Below are 17114 nucleotides of genomic sequence, written 5' to 3'. Positions count from 1 at the left end.
GGCGTTTTTGGGGCATGATACGCCCGATTTTTTCATATTTGAAGGCTAATGGGATAACTAATTAATGGCGAAAGAAGACAACATTGAAATGCAGGGCACTATCCTTGAGACCTTGCCAAATACAATGTTCCGCGTAGAGCTTGAAAATGGACATGTGGTGATAGCCCACATCTCTGGCAAAATGCGCAAAAACTACATCCGTATTTTAACGGGTGACAAAGTCACTGTACAGTTGACACCTTATGACTTATCTAAAGGTCGTATCGTCTTCCGCGCACGTTAATCGCTAGCCTCAACAATGTAAAAACCGACTGCCTGTCGGTTTTTTTGTTGTTATACCAAACTGCATAAATACAGTGTATTCAACGTAACGCAACACGCATCAAACAAGACGAATGTTCAACGTAATGGGTAACCCTTTTATCAGACATTCAACCAAGCATCGCGATGGTTGTAATCCGTTTTGCAGAAGCACCTCATACGATCCACTGCTATGTTTATTGATTTAAAAGGGGATACCCATTTTGTTATCAATACCCATTGAATTGAACAGTAAGAAATGCTTTACCTTGATGACTGATTTATTGAAGCAACGGTAATAGGCGCAATTAACACGCATAAAAAAAGATGACCCATGGGTCATCTTTTTTAATAGCATATTGTGAATCAAATTGATTATTACGAGACTTTTTCCAACGACTCGCAATCGATGTTGATCTCACCATCTTTGACGTCAATATGCGCAATACCACCTCGTTCAAGCACACCGAACAAGATTTCATCGGCTAACGGACGTTTAATCAATTCTGTCACCACACGTGACATTGGGCGCGCACCCATTGATTTATCATAGCCCTTCTCAGCCAGCAAGGTTCGCGCTTCATCACTGACATCCAGGGTGACACGTTTATCATCTAGCTGTGCCTGCAATTCCACTAAGAACTTATCCACCACTTTGGCAATAACTGTCATGTCTAAATGGTTAAACCAGACGATTGAATCTAAACGGTTACGGAACTCAGGTGAAAACATCTTATTGATTTCAGCTAACGCATCTTGGGTGTGATCTTGCTGTCTAAAACCAATCGATTTACGAATAGTTTCTTGTACACCAGCATTGGTGGTCATCACTAAGGTGACATTTCTAAAATCAGCTTTGCGACCGTTGTTGTCGGTCAATGTCCCGTGATCCATGACTTGCAATAGTAAATTGAATACATCCGGGTGTGCCTTTTCAATCTCATCAAGCAACACCACACAATGCGGATTTTTAATCACAGCGTCGGTGAGCATGCCACCTTGATCATAACCAACGTAGCCAGGAGGCGCACCGATTAAGCGTGACACGGTATGACGTTCCATGTACTCAGACATATCAAAGCGGATCAGTTTAAGGTTAAGACAATTGGCCAATTGATTGGTCACTTCTGTTTTACCTACCCCTGTTGGGCCTGCAAACATAAAGCTTCCTACTGGCTTTTTCTCAGAACCTAAACCACTGCGCGATAAGCGTATGGCAGCGCTAAGGCTCTCAATCGCTTTGTCTTGACCAAATACAACCATCTTAAGGTTACGTTCAAGGTTGCGCAGCATATCCTTGTCAGTCGACGATACCGACTTCTCAGGAATACGGGCTAACTTAGCAATGATGGCTTCAATTTCAGCTTGGCCAATGGTCTTTTTACGTTTGCTTTGCGGCATCATCACCATACGAGCACCGGCTTCATCAATCACATCAATCGCTTTGTCAGGTAAATGACGATCGTTGATGTGCTTCGCCGATAAAATAGCCGCACTGCTGATAGCTGCTTGGGTATAACGCACACCATGATATTCTTCGTACTTGGATTTAAGCCCCATCAATATTTTGGTGGTTTCGGCCACAGAAGGCTCATTGATATCAATTTTTTGGAAGCGACGAGCTAAAGCGCGGTCTTTCTCAAAAATACTTTGATACTCTTGGAATGTAGTCGATCCCATGCAGCGTAACTTACCACTAGACAATAATGGCTTGAGTAAGTTAGAGGCATCCATGACACCACCAGACGCGGCGCCAGCACCAATAATGGTATGGATTTCATCAATAAATAAAATCGCATGTTCATCTGCAGCCAATTCTTTCAACAAGCTTTTAAAACGCTTTTCAAAATCACCACGATATTTAGTGCCCGCTAATAACGAGCCTAAATCTAGCGAGTACACGGTGGCATTAGCCATCACATCTGGCACTTGTTTATTGACAATCCGATAAGCCAAACCTTCTGCAATAGCCGTCTTACCGACGCCAGCTTCACCCACAAGCAAGGGATTATTCTTGCGGCGACGACACAGGGTTTGAATTGCACGCTCAATTTCAGCATCACGCCCAATAAGTGGATCGATAATACCGTCTTGCGCAAGTTGGTTTAAATTGGCGGCAAATTGCGCCAACATGCTGCGATCTTCGGCAGTTTCAGATTGGTCTTCAACACGTTCTTGATCTGGTGATTCACCAGAATCATCTTCTTTAGCCATGCCATGAGAAATAAAATTCACTACATCTAGGCGAGTAATATCACAACGGCGCAACAAATAAACCGCTTGTGATTCTTGCTCACTAAAAATAGCCACCAGCACATTGGCACCGGAGACTTCGTTGCGACCAGATGATTGCACATGGAACACCGCACGCTGCAGAACACGTTGAAATCCCAAGGTAGGTTGAGTTTCACGTTCTTCAGTCGATTCAGCAATAATCGGCGTGGTTTGTTGAATGAAATTAGCCACTTCTTCACGTAAACGATTCACATCCGCACCACAAGCAATTAATGCTTCGTAGGCAGAGGGATTGTCGATCAGCGCTAATAATAAATGTTCTACCGTCATGTATTCATGACGTGAATCTCTAGCTTGCTGAAACGCTAGGTTCAAGGTGACTTCCAGGTCTTTGTTCAGCATAAGCACCTCTTAAATTTAACCACAGACTATGAGAAATCGATATTATGCTTTCTCTAACGTACACAGTAACGGATGTTGGTTTTCTCTTGCAAACTGATTTACTTGAAAAACTTTTGTTTCTGCTATTCCAAATGGAAATACACCACACAATCCTTTACCTTGATTATGAATAGCTAACATTATATCAACAGCTTGCTGTTCATTTTTCTCAAAGAATCGTTGTAATACTTCTACCACAAAATCCATTGGGGTGTAATCATCATTATTTAACACCACTTTATACATATTGGGCGGTTGTAGTTCAGATTCAACCTTTTCCGCAATATGTTCTACGTTGCCTAATTTAGCCATTGTTTAATACTAGCCTCTCGTTTGGTTCCCGACCACTTGATATTGTTAAATTAATTAAATGTTGCCTTTTTGTTAATTAGCTCTTGACTTCTTTTCGTACAAATTTCATTCTGTTTGCTAGGCGGCGAATACTAGACCGCTGGATAATAAGTTTTACTATCTTACTGGTAAGTAGACAACAGAAGGAAGTGGAAGTATGGCAAACGGAACTGTTAAATGGTTCAACAACGCCAAAGGATTCGGGTTTATTTGCCCTGATCAGGGTGGTGAAGATGTATTTGCGCACTATTCAACTATCGAAATGGAAGGTTATCGTACCTTAAAAGCAGGTCAACCTGTATGCTTCGAAGTTGAAGAAGGCCCTAAAGGAATGCATGCTTCAGCCATCTCGCCAACAATTTAATTGGTGAGACTATAAAACAAAAAGACAGGGATTTTAATCCCTGTCTTTTTTTATTATCTAAAAAACGTCAAATTTATCAATTTAACACCTTGATACCAAGATGGATTCATTAAACAAAAATCACGTTTAGTGAGCGGTTATGCCCTTAACCAATAACAAATTGGTTTAATGTTGCACTAGGACGCATGGCGTGTTCGGCTTTAGTTGCATCTAAACGGTAATAACCACCTAAATCAACTGCAGGACCTTGTGAACCATTCAACTCAGCAAGGATAACCGTTTCATTTATAGCCAATGATTGGGCGAGTGGAGCAAAATGCGCTGCCAGCTCTGCATCCTCAGTTTGCTCTGTTAATGCTTGTGCCCAATACATCGCTAGGTAGAAGTGACTACCACGGTTATCGAGTTCGCCTACGCGACGAGAAGGTGATTTATTGGTGTCAAGGAACACGCCAATAGCCACATCTAAGGTATCTGCTAGCACTTGCGCTTTAGCATTGTTTGTTGTTTGGCTTAAGTGCTCTAAAGAAGCCGCTAGTGCCAAAAACTCACCTAATGAATCCCAACGTAAGTGACCTTCTTTTTCGACTTGTTGCACGTGCTTAGGCGCTGAACCACCGGCACCTGTTTCAAATAAGCCACCACCACTCATCAATGGAACGATAGACAACATCTTTGCACTGGTACCCAGCTCAAGAATTGGGAATAAGTCTGTTAAGTAGTCACGTAATACGTTACCCGTTACAGAAATAGTATCTTCACCTTTAATAATGCGCTCTAAAGTAAAACGAGTCGCATCTTCTGGGGTCATGATTTGGATGTCTAAACCAGCGGTATCTTGCTCGGCAAGATATACAGTCACTTTCTTAATTAACTCAGCATCGTGAGCACGATTGCTGTCCAACCAGAATACTGCAGGTGTGTTGCTTAAACGCGAGCGCTTAACGGCTAGCTTAACCCAGTCGCGAATAGGCGCATCTTTCACTTGGCACATACGGTAAATATCGCCAGCTTCAACGTTATGACTCATTAATACATCGCCAGCTTGATTAATTACATTAACCGTACCTGCTGCTTTAATTTCAAACGTTTTATCATGACTACCGTACTCTTCTGCTTTTTGAGCCATTAAGCCCACGTTAGGCACGCTGCCCATAGTGGTTGGGTCAAATGCACCGTGCTTTTTACAGAACGAAATAGTTTCTTGATAAACACCGGCGTAACTACGATCTGGGATCATTGCTTTGGTGTCTTGCAACTGGCCATCTGGGCCCCACATTTTACCAGAAGAGCGAATCGCTGCTGGCATTGACGCATCAATAATGATGTCGCTTGGTACGTGTAAGTTGGTGATACCTTTGTCTGAATCTACCATTGCAAGTGCTGGGCGAGCAGCATAAACAGCAGCAATATCAGCTTCAATTTCGTTGCGCTTAGCTTCTGGTAAAGTACTGATTTTGGCATAGACATCACCAAAACCATTGTTTACATCTACGCCGAGCTCAGCAAATAATGCGCCATGCTTATCAAATACATCTTTAAAGAACACTTTCACTGCCAAACCGAATAATATTGGGTCAGACACTTTCATCATGGTGGCTTTAAGGTGTAAAGATAATAATATATCTTCAGATTTTGCCGCTTCGATTTCACGAGTATAAAATTCTACAAGGGCTTTTTTACTCATCACTGAAGAATCAATCACTTCGTCAGCCAATAGTGCTAAACCACTTTTCAGAACAACGTCTTTACCGTCTTGCTGAGTCAATACGATATTGACTTTATCTGCAGTTGCTAAGGTTACAGACTGTTCGCTACCGTAGAAGTCACCTTCGCTCATATGAGCAACGTGAGACTTAGAATCACTGGCCCATTTACCCATTGAATGAGGGTTTTTCTTGGCGTAGTTTTTCACTGAGGTTGGTGCACGACGGTCAGAGTTACCTTCACGTAATACTGGGTTTACTGCACTGCCTTTAATTTTGTCGTAACGTGACTGCGCTTCAACTTCAGCGTCATTTTTAGGCTCATCAGTATAATTAGGAATGTCATAGCCTTTTGCTTGAAGTTCAGCAATACATGCTTTTAACTGAGGCACTGACGCACTGATGTTAGGTAACTTAATGATGTTGGCTTCTGGCTTGTTAGCCAATTCACCTAATTCTGTTAACGCATCGGCAATTTTTTGCTCTGCGGTTAATTTTTCAGGGAAGTTAGCAATAACACGACCCGACAAAGAAATATCACGCGTTTCAACTTTCACACCTGCTGCGTCAGTAAAAGTACGGATAATAGGCAATAAAGATAGCGTAGCAAGTGCCGGCGCTTCATCAGTTTCTGTGTATATGATCGTTGGAGTGTTATCTTTCATTTTATTTCCTACATTATTGTAAATTAATAATTTATTAGAATAAATTGCGTAAGCATTTGACGGGCTTTGATGGATAACACTCGCATAAGTAAGCCAAGATCAGCGATCTAGGTCCACTTGTTATCAGCCAAGTATGTGAAATCCCCTATCCCATTTTTTATTATATTTTGTTCTCAAACCTCTGAGATTTGACGGTTAAATTCGCCAGCTCAGAATGATAAATTAGGCACAGATCACAATTTTTAGGCGGACATCATAGATCATTCTTAATAATTTTCAAATTCCACTAAGGGCGAATACGCAGTAAACTAACATAAATTGATTTATATTCGCTTACTTATCACTCACTCGTATTAGCAAAGGATGTTAACCATACCTTTATGGCAAAAATCGGTAAATTGAGTCCATTCAAAAAAACATCTCCCTACAAAGCAGACATGTCGACAAAAGCTGGCAATCGCAGCAGGGTGAAATCGCGTCCGCCGCAAAAACCTCGACCTGAAAATCCACTCATTGTGTTATTTAATAAACCTTTTGATGTGTTGTGCCAATTTACCGATGAAGCAGGCCGGCAAACATTAAAAGACTTTATTCCAGTTGCAGATGTTTATGCTGCCGGGCGTTTAGACCGTGACAGTGAAGGTTTATTGTTACTCACCAACGACGGGCAATTGCAGGCAAAGTTGACTCATCCAGCTAAAAAAACCTTCAAAACCTATTGGGTCCAAGTTGAAGGTGAGCCGTCAATTGACACCATTAACGCACTTTGTAATGGCGTAGAATTAAAAGATGGTATGACCTTACCTGCAAAAGTCAGTCTAATGGACTCACCCGCGGTTTGGCCCAGAAACCCACCAGTGCGTGAGCGCAAAGCCATTCCAACAAGCTGGCTAGAAGTACAAATTTGTGAAGGTCGAAATCGCCAAGTTAGGCGCATGACAGCACATGTCGGCCATCCAACCTTAAGACTAATCCGTTATAAAATAGGCCAATGGTGTCTAGATGATTTACCAAATGGTGAATATAAACTGATCAACACAGCAAAGTAATCGCTGGCAGACACTGTATACAAGAGGACAAGATGACTGAACGTTATAAACCTAATACCACTGTCGCTTGCGTGATCCACTGCCAAGGTAAATTTTTATTGGTTGAAGAACGCATTAACGGTGCCATTAAATTTAATCAACCGGCTGGGCATTTAGAGGCAAATGAATCGATAATTGAAGCATGTGCTCGTGAAATAGTCGAGGAAACCGGACTCGCGTTATCACCTCAAGCCATTGTCGGCATCTACCAATTTAGCGCCTCGGACGAGTTAGCCTTTGTGCGCTATACATTTTGTATCGAACTGTCTGAGCAACGCCAAGCGCTTCCTCTGGACAGTGCCATTATAACCACGCACTGGCTAAGCCTAGCTGAAATCATTGCCCTTGGTAGCCAGCTTCGTAGCCCGCTAGTGGTAAAAAGTATTGCTGACTTTGTGCAGCAAGCCGATAAAAACCACCCATCACAGCACACCCCTCTGTCACTGCTGAATGTCGATTACTTTTAATGACTGGTGTCAGGCAATTTGCCTGCACCTCAAGATAGCCCATTAAGCGAATGCGTGATAGAATATGCGCCGCACAAATGTCATGTTTACTCAGCATTATCGGAATCAATCGGTTCAATACGTGCAAGCAACAATATCCAACATCTCGACCAACAAAAATCGAGTGCAATTGCCTTGAAACATTGGCATTGCGGCACCATATACACACTATCTATCTTCAAGGTTTTTAGGATTTATGACATCAATCAACCCAGCATCAAACGGTAAAAAAGTCATTGTCGGTATGTCCGGCGGTGTAGACTCTTCAGTATCAGCTTACTTGTTAATGCAGCAAGGCTACGAGGTTGAAGGTCTGTTTATGAAAAACTGGGAAGAAGACGACACTGATGAATATTGCGCAGCAGCCGATGATTTAAAAGATGCACAATCGGTATGTGACAAGCTCGGGATTAAAATGCATACCGTTAATTTTGCTGCTGAATACTGGGACAATGTATTTGAATACTTTTTAGCAGAATACAAAGCGGGCCGCACACCGAACCCTGACATTATGTGCAATAAAGAAATCAAATTTAAAGCCTTTCTTGAATTTGCCGACGACATTTTAGACGCCGATTACATCGCCATGGGCCATTATGTCCGCCGTCGAGACAACAGTGATGGCAGCGTTGAAATGCTCCGCGGTGTTGATGGTAATAAAGATCAGAGCTATTTTTTATACACCTTAAGTCATGAACAAGTCAGTCGCAGCTTATTCCCGGTTGGTGAACTTGAAAAGCATCAAGTTCGCGAAATAGCCCAAAAGCTAGGATTAATTACTCACGACAAAAAAGACAGCACTGGCATATGCTTTATCGGTGAACGCAAATTTACCGACTTTTTAGCCACCTATTTACCTGCACAGCCTGGTGATATTGAAACCTCTGAAGGCGAAGTCATTGGAACTCACCAAGGTTTGATGTACCACACGCTTGGACAACGCAAAGGCCTTGGCATTGGTGGACTTAAAAACAGTAATGAAGACCCATGGTATGTGGTTGAAAAAGATTTAGTCCGTAATGTGTTGATTGTAGCGCAAGGGGGCAATCACCCTCGCCTGATGTCCAACGGCATGACAGTTAATCAACTGCATTGGGTCGATCGAAAAGGTCCCGTCAATCATTGCCATATCACGGTTAAAACTCGTTATCGTCAACGTGATGTCGGCTGCACACTCTCTTATGATGACGCCGAAAACATTACCGTGATGTTTGATGAACCCGTTGCCGCTGTGACCCCAGGGCAATCAGCAGTATTTTATGATGGTGACATCTGTTTAGGTGGCGGCATAATCGATACCTTAATCCGAGGATAATCCGTGAGCCAAACTCCAGACAACATCTTGTTTGAACGCACTATGGCTTTTGCCGGTATTTTACAAGCTATCGGTCAAGTGCAGTATTTAGCCCGCCACGGTGAAAGTGACAAAGACGCCTTAGCGGCAACTCTCAACACTATTTTAGTCACCGAACCAGAATCCACGGCAGATGTGTATCAGGATAAAACCATTTTAGATAATGGTTACCAATTGATCCAAAATCAGCTTGGGGATGGCAGCAACAAAGATGTCGAAACCACTCGTTACCTTGTTGGCGTGTTAACCCTGGAACGAAAGCTTGCACGCTCGCCAAACGGTTTGGGCATGCTTGCTGAGCGCATCAATCAAGTGCATCGCCAATTAGCACACTTTGCCATTACTGATGAACAAGTCCTGGCCAATTTTGCCAGTATTTATAGTGATGTCATCAGCGAATTAGGGCCTAAATTACAAATATCGGGTAATCCCGATTGCCTAAAGCAACCTCAGGTGCAACATAAAATTCGTGCTTTGCTGCTTGCAGCAATGCGCAGTGCAGTATTATGGCGTCAATTAGGTGGCAAACGCCGCCATCTGGTGTTTGCTCGCAAGGCAATATTTGACACAGCAAAACAAAGCCAAAATAACAATTAATCGAATCACCCTACAACTAAGTTCATCAAGGAGCTTCAAATGGATCTTTCCGCACTAACTGCTATCTCTCCGATAGACGGTCGTTATGGTAGCAAAACCGCCTCATTACGAGGGATTTTCAGCGAGTTCGGTCTTACTAAGTACCGTGTTCAAGTTGAAATCAATTGGTTAAAGCTATTATCTAGCTGCCCAGAGATTGAAGAAGTTCCCCCTTTTAGCGAAACCGCCCTCGCCTTGTTAGACAGCATCAAAGACAATTTTAGCGAACAAGACGCCCTGCGTATTAAGGCGATTGAAAGCACCACTAATCACGATGTAAAAGCGGTTGAGTATTTCATTAAAGAGCAAATTGCCGACAACGCCGAGCTAGTTGCTATCGATGAATTTGTGCACTTTGCCTGTACTTCTGAAGACATCAACAACTTATCTCATGGCTTAATGTTAAAAGAAGCGCGCGAGCAAGTGTTAGTACCACAGTGTCAGCAAATTATTGATGCTATCAAAAAATTAGCGCATGACAATAAAAGCGTACCGCTAATGTCGCGAACCCACGGCCAGCCAGCATCGCCATCAACACTTGGTAAAGAAATGGCTAACGTTGCTGTGCGTTTAGACCGCCAATTAAACCAAATCAACGCAGTTGAAATCATGGGTAAAATTAACGGTGCTGTGGGTAACTATAATGCCCACATGTCAGCCTACCCTGAAGTTAACTGGCATGAGCTGTCGCAACGTTTTGTAACCAGTCTTGGTATTAACTGGAACGCGTATACCACCCAAATTGAGCCGCATGATTACATTGCTGAATTGTTCGATGCCATTGCTCGTTTCAACACCATCCTAATCGATTTTGATCGTGATATTTGGGGTTATGTTGCACTAGGCCACTTTAAGCAGCGCACTATCGCTGGCGAAATTGGTTCATCAACCATGCCGCACAAAGTCAATCCAATTGATTTTGAAAACTCCGAAGGTAACTTAGGTATCGCTAACGCGCTAATGCAACACTTAGCTGCTAAATTACCGGTATCAAGATGGCAACGTGACCTAACTGACTCAACCGTATTACGTAACTTAGGCGTAGGTATGGCTCACTCGTTAATAGCTTATCAAGCGACCTTAAAAGGCATTAGCAAGTTAGAAGTCAATGAAGCACAACTTTTAGCGGAATTAGACAAAAACTGGGAAGTTCTGGCAGAACCAGTACAAACCGTTATGCGTCGTTACGGAATTGAAAAACCGTATGAGAAACTAAAAGAACTGACACGTGGTAAGCGTATTGATGCGGCACAACTTGCTGTATTTATTGATGGTCTTGAATTACCAGAACACGTAAAAGTTGAATTGAAAAAAATGACTCCAGCAAACTATATTGGCCGCGCAGAAGCCTTTGTTGATGAGCTAAAATAGTCTTACACGCTTTATGCATAACATGAGCGGTCGCATATGTGGCCGCTTTTTTATTGTATGAAATACCTGTTATTATTCTGCTGAAAATACGTTATTGTTCATTAAGACTCACTAATCTCAACTCGGATTAAGAGATGGGCTAAGTAAGCTAAATCAGAATATTGCACCTATTTATTATCCCGATCTGAGATTAACCATGTACACATTAAATATTGATACCCAAGCCTTTATTAAACAGCATTGGCAACAAAAACCACTTGTGATCAAACAGGCTTTTGTCGACTTTGACGACCCTATCGCAGCAGATGAACTTGCTGGACTTGCCTGTGAAGAAGAAATATCGTCACGTGTTGTGGTGACCAAAGGTGACGACTGGGACGTTGTTCAAGGTCCATTTGAAGACTACGACCAATTTGGTGAAGACAACTGGCAATTATTAGTCCAAGCCGTCAATCATTGGTACCCAGATTCGCAAGCTTTAGTCGAAGCGTTCCGATTTTTACCAGACTGGCGCTTTGACGACTTAATGGCATCATTTGCCACACCTGGTGGTGGTGTTGGCCCGCATATCGATAATTACGATGTGTTTATCATTCAAGGAGACGGGGAACGTCGTTGGAAAGTGGGCGATAAAGGGCAACATAAGCGCCGCGGCGATAATCCAAACTCGCCTTTGGTTGACGATTTTGAGCCGATTATTGATGTGATTTTACAAAAAGGTGATGTACTTTATATTCCACCAGGATACCCACATTGCGGCGAAACATTATCACTGGCTATGTCGTATTCCATTGGATTTAGAGCCCCAAGTCAGCAAGAGCTATTAACTGAATTAGCTGACGCGTTAATTGACAGCAACCAGGGGCAGAAGCGTTTCACGTCATCTGACGAGCCAGCAGAACCCGGCCTTATCAGCCAAACTCATCAACAAGGCATCATGGATTTATTGACGCAGTTGGCACAAGATCCTGCCAGCTACCAGACTATGTTAGGTAAATTACTCAGTCAAAATCGTTTTGAACTGGATATTTGTGAAGGCGAAGAGCCATTAACGGCTGATGATTTATTAGAAGCCATTGAACAAGGTGCGGTTATTCAACGTATCGGTGGTCTAAAAGTCTTGCGCTTAGAAAATGATAACCTACCACGTTTGTTTATTAACGGTGAAGTGTACACCTTTGCTGATGCGCCGAATGACATGCTACAACTTTTGGCCAATCAAGTGAGCATTCCCCCTAATGAGGCTCATTTATTCACTGACAATGTGGCAGCGCTAGATGTCATCACGGGATTACTCAATCAAGGATTATTCTACTTAGCAGAAGACGATTGCGAATAAGCGTCTGAGCAATAGCGTATAAGCGACTAAGCTGAGTGATGGTCATTAATCTCGCTTAGCTAAAATAATAAAAAAGGCACTAACAGTGCCTTTTTTGTGTCTGTTACGTTAGTTTGGTGACTCAGGCTGTTACGCCCACAATTTTTCATCTTGATGCATTTTATATAGACTTTCTGCACGCGACACCAATAACTGCGCAAATTTCAGTTGGGTAGCATCTTTGGTGACACCTGACTTATGCAAGTTTTCCGCTTTAAGTTGCCACATCATCGAAAAATGTCTAATCGCGTCACGAGCCGTTGCGGCCACTTTCACATCAACATAGTCCGACGGTAAATCGCCTGACATCACCCAAAAGGTTTGTTTTTTAGGTTGTTTCGATTCCATCTTCCAAATAGCTAAATAAGGTGCAAGATAACGACTTTCGTCAGCAAGGACTTTGCTTGGGATCACCCCTTTTTCAGCCAAAAAACGATTCGCCTTTTGGAATTGAGTTCGCACCCATTCTTGTCTTAATGCTTCTGGCTCTGGTGTTGGCTGTGCAACCTGTTCTGCAACTTCTTCAGTCATAATACTTCCTATCTTATTGTTATAATGCAGATTAGAACAAAAAACTTACCTGCGATTTAATCAAAAAACAATTACGTAACACAAAATACTTTACGTTTACGTAAAGTGGCAAGCTAAATTGCCACACTAATCACAAAAATAACTAAATCATGCTTTGTTGAGAGTATCTCTAAATGCTATCTTGCTGCAATAAATATAACAAGCAGTCGTTAGCACCTTATGTACTCAATTGCGTCAGGTGCCAAAACTTTACTTTAACAAGCTAGTAAACGGAGATGTCACGTGGCAGTTTTTAATCATGTTTCGTTCGATGAACACGAACAGGTGGTCTTTTGTCATGATAAGCAAAGTGGTTTAAAAGCCATCATTGCCGTACACAACACTAACCTCGGCCCAGCGGTAGGTGGTTGTCGTATGTGGAATTATCAATCGGATGATGAAGCTTTAACAGACGTATTACGCCTTTCTCGCGGTATGACTTATAAGAATGCATTGGCCGGTCTTACTATGGGTGGTGGTAAAGCGGTTATTATTGCCGATCCGAAAACCACCGACCGCGAAGCGTTATTTCTTGCATTCGGACGCTTTGTGAACAGTTTAGGCGGAAAATATTACTCAGCTGAAGATGTTGGTGTTTCAACGTCAGACATGATGATAGCCAATCGTGAAACTGAATTCGTAGCAGGTCTGGAAGGTAAATCAGGTGATCCATCACCTCTGACCGCCTTAGGCACTTACCTTGGTATTAAAGCTGCGATAAAACATCAACGAGGTATCGACAGCCTACAAGGCATTAAAGTGTCAGTGCAAGGAGTCGGTCACGTGGGTTACTACTTGTGTAAGCATTTACACGAAGCAGGCGCTGAGCTGATTGTAACCGACATTCATCAAGCTTCACTTGACCGTGTTGCTAGCGAATTTGGTGCAACTCTTGTCGCACCGCAAGATATCTATACCCAAGATGTTGATGTATATGCGCCATGCGCATTAGGTGCAACACTTAACGATACGACCTTACCATTACTCAAAGCCACCATAGTTGCCGGTTGTGCCAACAACCAGTTAGCTGAAGTTCGCCATGGTGAAAAACTCAAGCAAATGGGTATTTTGTACGCACCAGATTATGTGATAAACGCTGGCGGTATTATCAATGTGTCGTTCGAGAAAAACTATGATGCTATAGCGTCAACCGCCAAAGTAGAACAGATTTACAATACGCTACTGACCATTTTTGAGCGTGCTGATGCTGAAGATCGCACCACAGGCTCAGTTGCAGATGAAATGGCTAAAGCGATTATCGACGCGGCTCGTTAATATCAATCATTAATATGCTTGATTAAGAGTGATTTTTACTCTGATGTACAAGGAAATGCTCAGGCATTTCCTTTTTTTATGACCCAACTTAAGCAGCAAGCTTAATCAAGTTGCAACAAATCGTTCACCTTAGCGTCAAATAACTGCCCTACTCTAAGTTAACACTGACGCAATCTGTGTATTAGGGTGAAGGCAGATGAACTCCCACAGCAATAAGAGTAACCAGCAACGCCAACCGTTATCTCATTTAACTACGTCTGGGAAAATCCAGCATTTTCATGCACTGTCGATTTCTGATGTGCATTTAGGCAGCATAGATTGCAAAGCAGAATTTTTATTACATTTTCTAAATCATAGCCAGTGCCAATATTTGTATCTGGTGGGCGATATTATTGATATTTGGGCATTAAAAAAACGGGTCTTTTGGCCTGAAAGTCATAACAACGTCATCCAGAAAATCCTCGAACTGGCCAGTAATGGCACTCAAGTTATCTATATCCCCGGTAATCACGATGAAGCGTTTAAAAGCTACGCAGATAGTCACTTTAGAGGCATTACCCTCGCCAAACAGTATGTCCATCAGTCCATTAATGGCAAACGCTTTTTAATTCTTCATGGTGATCAATTTGACGCCCAAGTTTGTGTCAGCAGGATCTACGCTAAATTAGGTGACCATTTATATGATGTTTTACTTTGGTCAAACCGCCAATTACACAGTGTTAGAAGCTGTTTAGGATATCCGTATTGGTCATTAGCCAGCTATATAAAGCTGCGGGTCAATAAAGCCCAACAAGCCATTAATCAGTATCGAGATGCAGTACTTCGCTATTGTGCTAAACAACAGGTCGACATGGTTATCTGTGGTCATATCCATCAACCAGAGTTATCACAGCACACTATCAATAATCGCACTATCACCTATGCCAATGATGGCGACTGGGTCGAAAATTGTACCTTAATTGCTGAAACCCTGACGGGTAACGTGGAGTTGCTCAAGTGGGATGAGCAAACGTTACAAGCAAAAGTTGTCAACACGATTTATTTCGGCGCTTCACAAACCGAGTTAATCATTACGCCTCAGCCCCAACACGTTGCATAAATAAGGCTAAAATATGATATTTTCTGTCGATAATGTAGTAGAAAAAAACCTGCCCAATGTGCATAACAAGCCTTGGTTAGCCGTGCCAACAAGAGCAATGTTGCGCTATTTACTGCATGAAAAGCAGTGTAACGACATGGCCAATGAACACGCGCATTTATCCGGCGTCGATTTTGTTGAACAAATTCTTGCATGTTTAAATTTCAGTTACAGTGTGCCTAATAACGAAATTGAAAATATTCCTATCGAAGGCCGTGTGGTGATCTATGCTAATCACCCTATTGGTTCGTTAGACGCATTAGCGTTAATCAAATTAATTAGCCAAGTTAGACCAGACATAAAAGTCGTTGCCAATGAATTACTCATGGCCATTAAGCCACTGCATTCAATTTTATTGCCAGTACGCAATATGACTGGCGGTACGCCGAAACAGCACTTAAATGAAATCCATCATCACCTTAACAACGAAGGTGCGGTGTTAATTTTCCCCTCAGGTGAAGTATCACGCTTGCGCCCTACAGGCGTAACAGACTTACATTGGCACAGTGGTTTTTTGAAAATGGCCCGCGCGTGTAATGCACCGCTTTTACCTATATTTGTTGATGCAAAAAACTCAGCCACATTTTATGGTGCATCAATGATCTACAAACCATTAGCCACCTTGCTGCTGGTTAAAGAAATGTTTAAGCAGATGGACCATGTGATGCCGGTGAGAATTGGGCAATTAATTGCCAAGGAAGTGGTCGGCAGCCAAGACTTCCCCCTTAAAACCAAAGTAAAACTGCTTAAAAATCATTTATACCGCATTGGTAAAAATCGCAGCCCATTATTTATAACTCAGAATGCCATTGCCCATCCAGAAAAACGCAGTGAGCTTCAACAAGCGCTACAACAATGTGAATTACTGGGGCAGACCCAAGACAACAAACAAATCTATTTATACAAGCATAGTCAAAGCAGTGCGATTATGCGTGAGATTGGCAGGCTTCGTGAAATTGCATTTAGAGCGGTGGGCGAAGGTACAGGTAAGCGACGTGATACCGACAAATATGATAATCATTACTATCATTTAGTGTTATGGGACAAGGATGAGTTAGAGATTGTTGGCTCTTACCGTTTTGCCAGTGCCAAAATGCTACATGAAACCATTGGTAAAAACAGCCTCTATAGTCAGTCATTATTTGAATACCACGATGCGTTTGCTCCCTATTTTGACCAAGGACTCGAGCTAGGTCGCAGTTTTGTGCAACCTAAATATTGGGGGCGTCGCAGCTTAGAATATTTATGGCAAGGTATTGGGGCATTTTTAATTAACAATCCCCAGTATCGTTTCCTCTTTGGTCCAGTATCATTAAGCGACAATTTACCCGTACAAGCCAAAGAAATGTTGGTGTTTTTTTATAAACATCAATTTGCTACCCAAGATGTTTTAGCCAGCTCATTTAATTCATATCAATTCACTGACGAACGTCAGCATCAATTACACCAGCTATTTAATGGCAGTGACTATGCTGAAAACTTTAAAATACTCAAACGGACACTTGCAAATATGGCTGTATCAGTACCGACACTATTTAAGCAATATGGTGAACTGTGTGATAACCAAGGCGTTCAGTTTTTAGACTTTGGTATTGATGCAGAGTTTGGTGACTGTATCGATGGTTTAGTGTTAGTCGATATCCATCAATTAAAACCGATTAAATATCAAAAATATTTAGCGGGGCATTTACCCGAAAACAAAATTGCATCGTGAGCCAATCGCGCACTAACCTGAG

Annotated in this window: 15 protein-coding genes; 11 read left to right on the top strand and 4 right to left on the bottom strand. The window is 42.2% G+C overall.

Features of this window, described 5'->3' with window-relative positions:
* Positions 1 to 64: 64 nt before the first annotated feature.
* Positions 65 to 283 (top strand): translation initiation factor IF-1, encoded by a 219-nt coding sequence (infA, locus tag ACED29_RS13185; RefSeq protein ID WP_011496276.1) that lies wholly within the window; start codon positions 65 to 67, stop codon positions 281 to 283.
* Positions 284 to 678: 395 nt separating this feature from the next.
* Here the strand turns inward: infA and clpA are convergent, their stop codons facing one another.
* Both clpA and clpS read right to left on the bottom strand, forming a co-directional pair.
* Positions 679 to 2937 carry an ATP-dependent Clp protease ATP-binding subunit ClpA gene (clpA, locus tag ACED29_RS13180; protein WP_124015872.1) on the bottom strand — a complete coding sequence of 753 codons (2259 nt, stop codon included), beginning with the start codon at positions 2935 to 2937 and terminating at the stop codon, positions 679 to 681.
* Between the two features lie 42 nt (positions 2938 to 2979).
* A complete protein-coding gene (gene clpS / locus ACED29_RS13175) occupies positions 2980 to 3288 on the bottom strand; it encodes an ATP-dependent Clp protease adapter ClpS (RefSeq protein ID WP_124015871.1) in 309 nt (102 codons plus the stop codon).
* 196 nt (positions 3289 to 3484) lie between these two features.
* On the opposite strand from clpS, the gene cspD reads away from it, so the two are divergent.
* Positions 3485 to 3691 carry a cold shock domain-containing protein CspD gene (gene cspD / locus ACED29_RS13170; RefSeq protein WP_011637711.1) on the top strand — a complete coding sequence of 69 codons (207 nt, stop codon included), beginning with the start codon at positions 3485 to 3487 and terminating at the stop codon, positions 3689 to 3691.
* A gap of 145 nt (positions 3692 to 3836) precedes the next feature.
* On the opposite strand, the gene ACED29_RS13165 is transcribed toward cspD, so the two are convergent.
* Positions 3837 to 6062, bottom strand: coding sequence for an NADP-dependent isocitrate dehydrogenase (locus ACED29_RS13165; protein WP_182697144.1), 2226 nt, complete (start codon positions 6060 to 6062; stop codon positions 3837 to 3839).
* Between the two features lie 437 nt (positions 6063 to 6499).
* On the opposite strand from ACED29_RS13165, the gene ACED29_RS13160 reads away from it, so the two are divergent.
* The 6 genes from ACED29_RS13160 (at position 6500) to ACED29_RS13135 (ending at position 12356) form a co-directional block, all read left to right on the top strand.
* The gene (locus tag ACED29_RS13160; protein WP_259395263.1) at positions 6500 to 7111 is read left to right on the top strand and encodes a pseudouridine synthase; all 612 of its coding nucleotides are present in this window, start codon (positions 6500 to 6502) and stop codon (positions 7109 to 7111) included.
* Positions 7112 to 7143: 32 nt separating this feature from the next.
* Entirely contained in the window at positions 7144 to 7617 is a 474-nt protein-coding gene (locus ACED29_RS13155; protein WP_182697142.1) for an NUDIX hydrolase, read from the top strand.
* Between the two features lie 235 nt (positions 7618 to 7852).
* Positions 7853 to 8971, top strand: a complete 1119-nt coding sequence (gene mnmA, locus ACED29_RS13150; protein WP_371697838.1) for a tRNA 2-thiouridine(34) synthase MnmA — start codon at positions 7853 to 7855, stop codon at positions 8969 to 8971.
* A 3-nt stretch (positions 8972 to 8974) separates the two neighbouring features.
* A complete protein-coding gene (gene hflD / locus ACED29_RS13145) occupies positions 8975 to 9607 on the top strand; it encodes a high frequency lysogenization protein HflD (protein WP_273057104.1) in 633 nt (210 codons plus the stop codon).
* 39 nt (positions 9608 to 9646) lie between these two features.
* Positions 9647 to 11017, top strand: coding sequence for an adenylosuccinate lyase (gene purB, locus ACED29_RS13140; protein ID WP_371697837.1), 1371 nt, complete (start codon positions 9647 to 9649; stop codon positions 11015 to 11017).
* Positions 11018 to 11213: 196 nt separating this feature from the next.
* Positions 11214 to 12356, top strand: a complete 1143-nt coding sequence (locus tag ACED29_RS13135; protein WP_182741354.1) for a cupin domain-containing protein — start codon at positions 11214 to 11216, stop codon at positions 12354 to 12356.
* A 129-nt stretch (positions 12357 to 12485) separates the two neighbouring features.
* Here the strand turns inward: ACED29_RS13135 and ACED29_RS13130 are convergent, their stop codons facing one another.
* Complete coding sequence (locus tag ACED29_RS13130; protein ID WP_124015864.1) at positions 12486 to 12926, bottom strand: DUF4826 family protein; 441 nt, start codon at positions 12924 to 12926, stop codon at positions 12486 to 12488.
* Between the two features lie 282 nt (positions 12927 to 13208).
* Here ACED29_RS13130 and ACED29_RS13125 point away from each other — a divergent pair, with 282 nt between their 5' ends.
* The 3 genes from ACED29_RS13125 to ACED29_RS13115 all read left to right on the top strand — a co-directional run bounded on the left by ACED29_RS13125 (position 13209) and on the right by ACED29_RS13115 (position 17092).
* Positions 13209 to 14240 carry a Glu/Leu/Phe/Val dehydrogenase dimerization domain-containing protein gene (locus ACED29_RS13125; RefSeq protein ID WP_124015863.1) on the top strand — a complete coding sequence of 344 codons (1032 nt, stop codon included), beginning with the start codon at positions 13209 to 13211 and terminating at the stop codon, positions 14238 to 14240.
* A 196-nt stretch (positions 14241 to 14436) separates the two neighbouring features.
* Positions 14437 to 15339 (top strand): UDP-2,3-diacylglucosamine diphosphatase, encoded by a 903-nt coding sequence (locus ACED29_RS13120; protein ID WP_371697836.1) that lies wholly within the window; start codon positions 14437 to 14439, stop codon positions 15337 to 15339.
* A 13-nt stretch (positions 15340 to 15352) separates the two neighbouring features.
* A complete protein-coding gene (locus ACED29_RS13115) occupies positions 15353 to 17092 on the top strand; it encodes a lysophospholipid acyltransferase family protein (RefSeq protein ID WP_124015861.1) in 1740 nt (579 codons plus the stop codon).
* Positions 17093 to 17114 lie beyond the last annotated feature (22 nt).

The organism is Shewanella sp. 5S214 (assembly GCF_041439795.1).
GTDB lineage: Bacteria > Pseudomonadota > Gammaproteobacteria > Enterobacterales > Shewanellaceae > Shewanella > Shewanella vesiculosa.
This window is presented reverse-complemented; position numbering and strand designations above follow the sequence as displayed.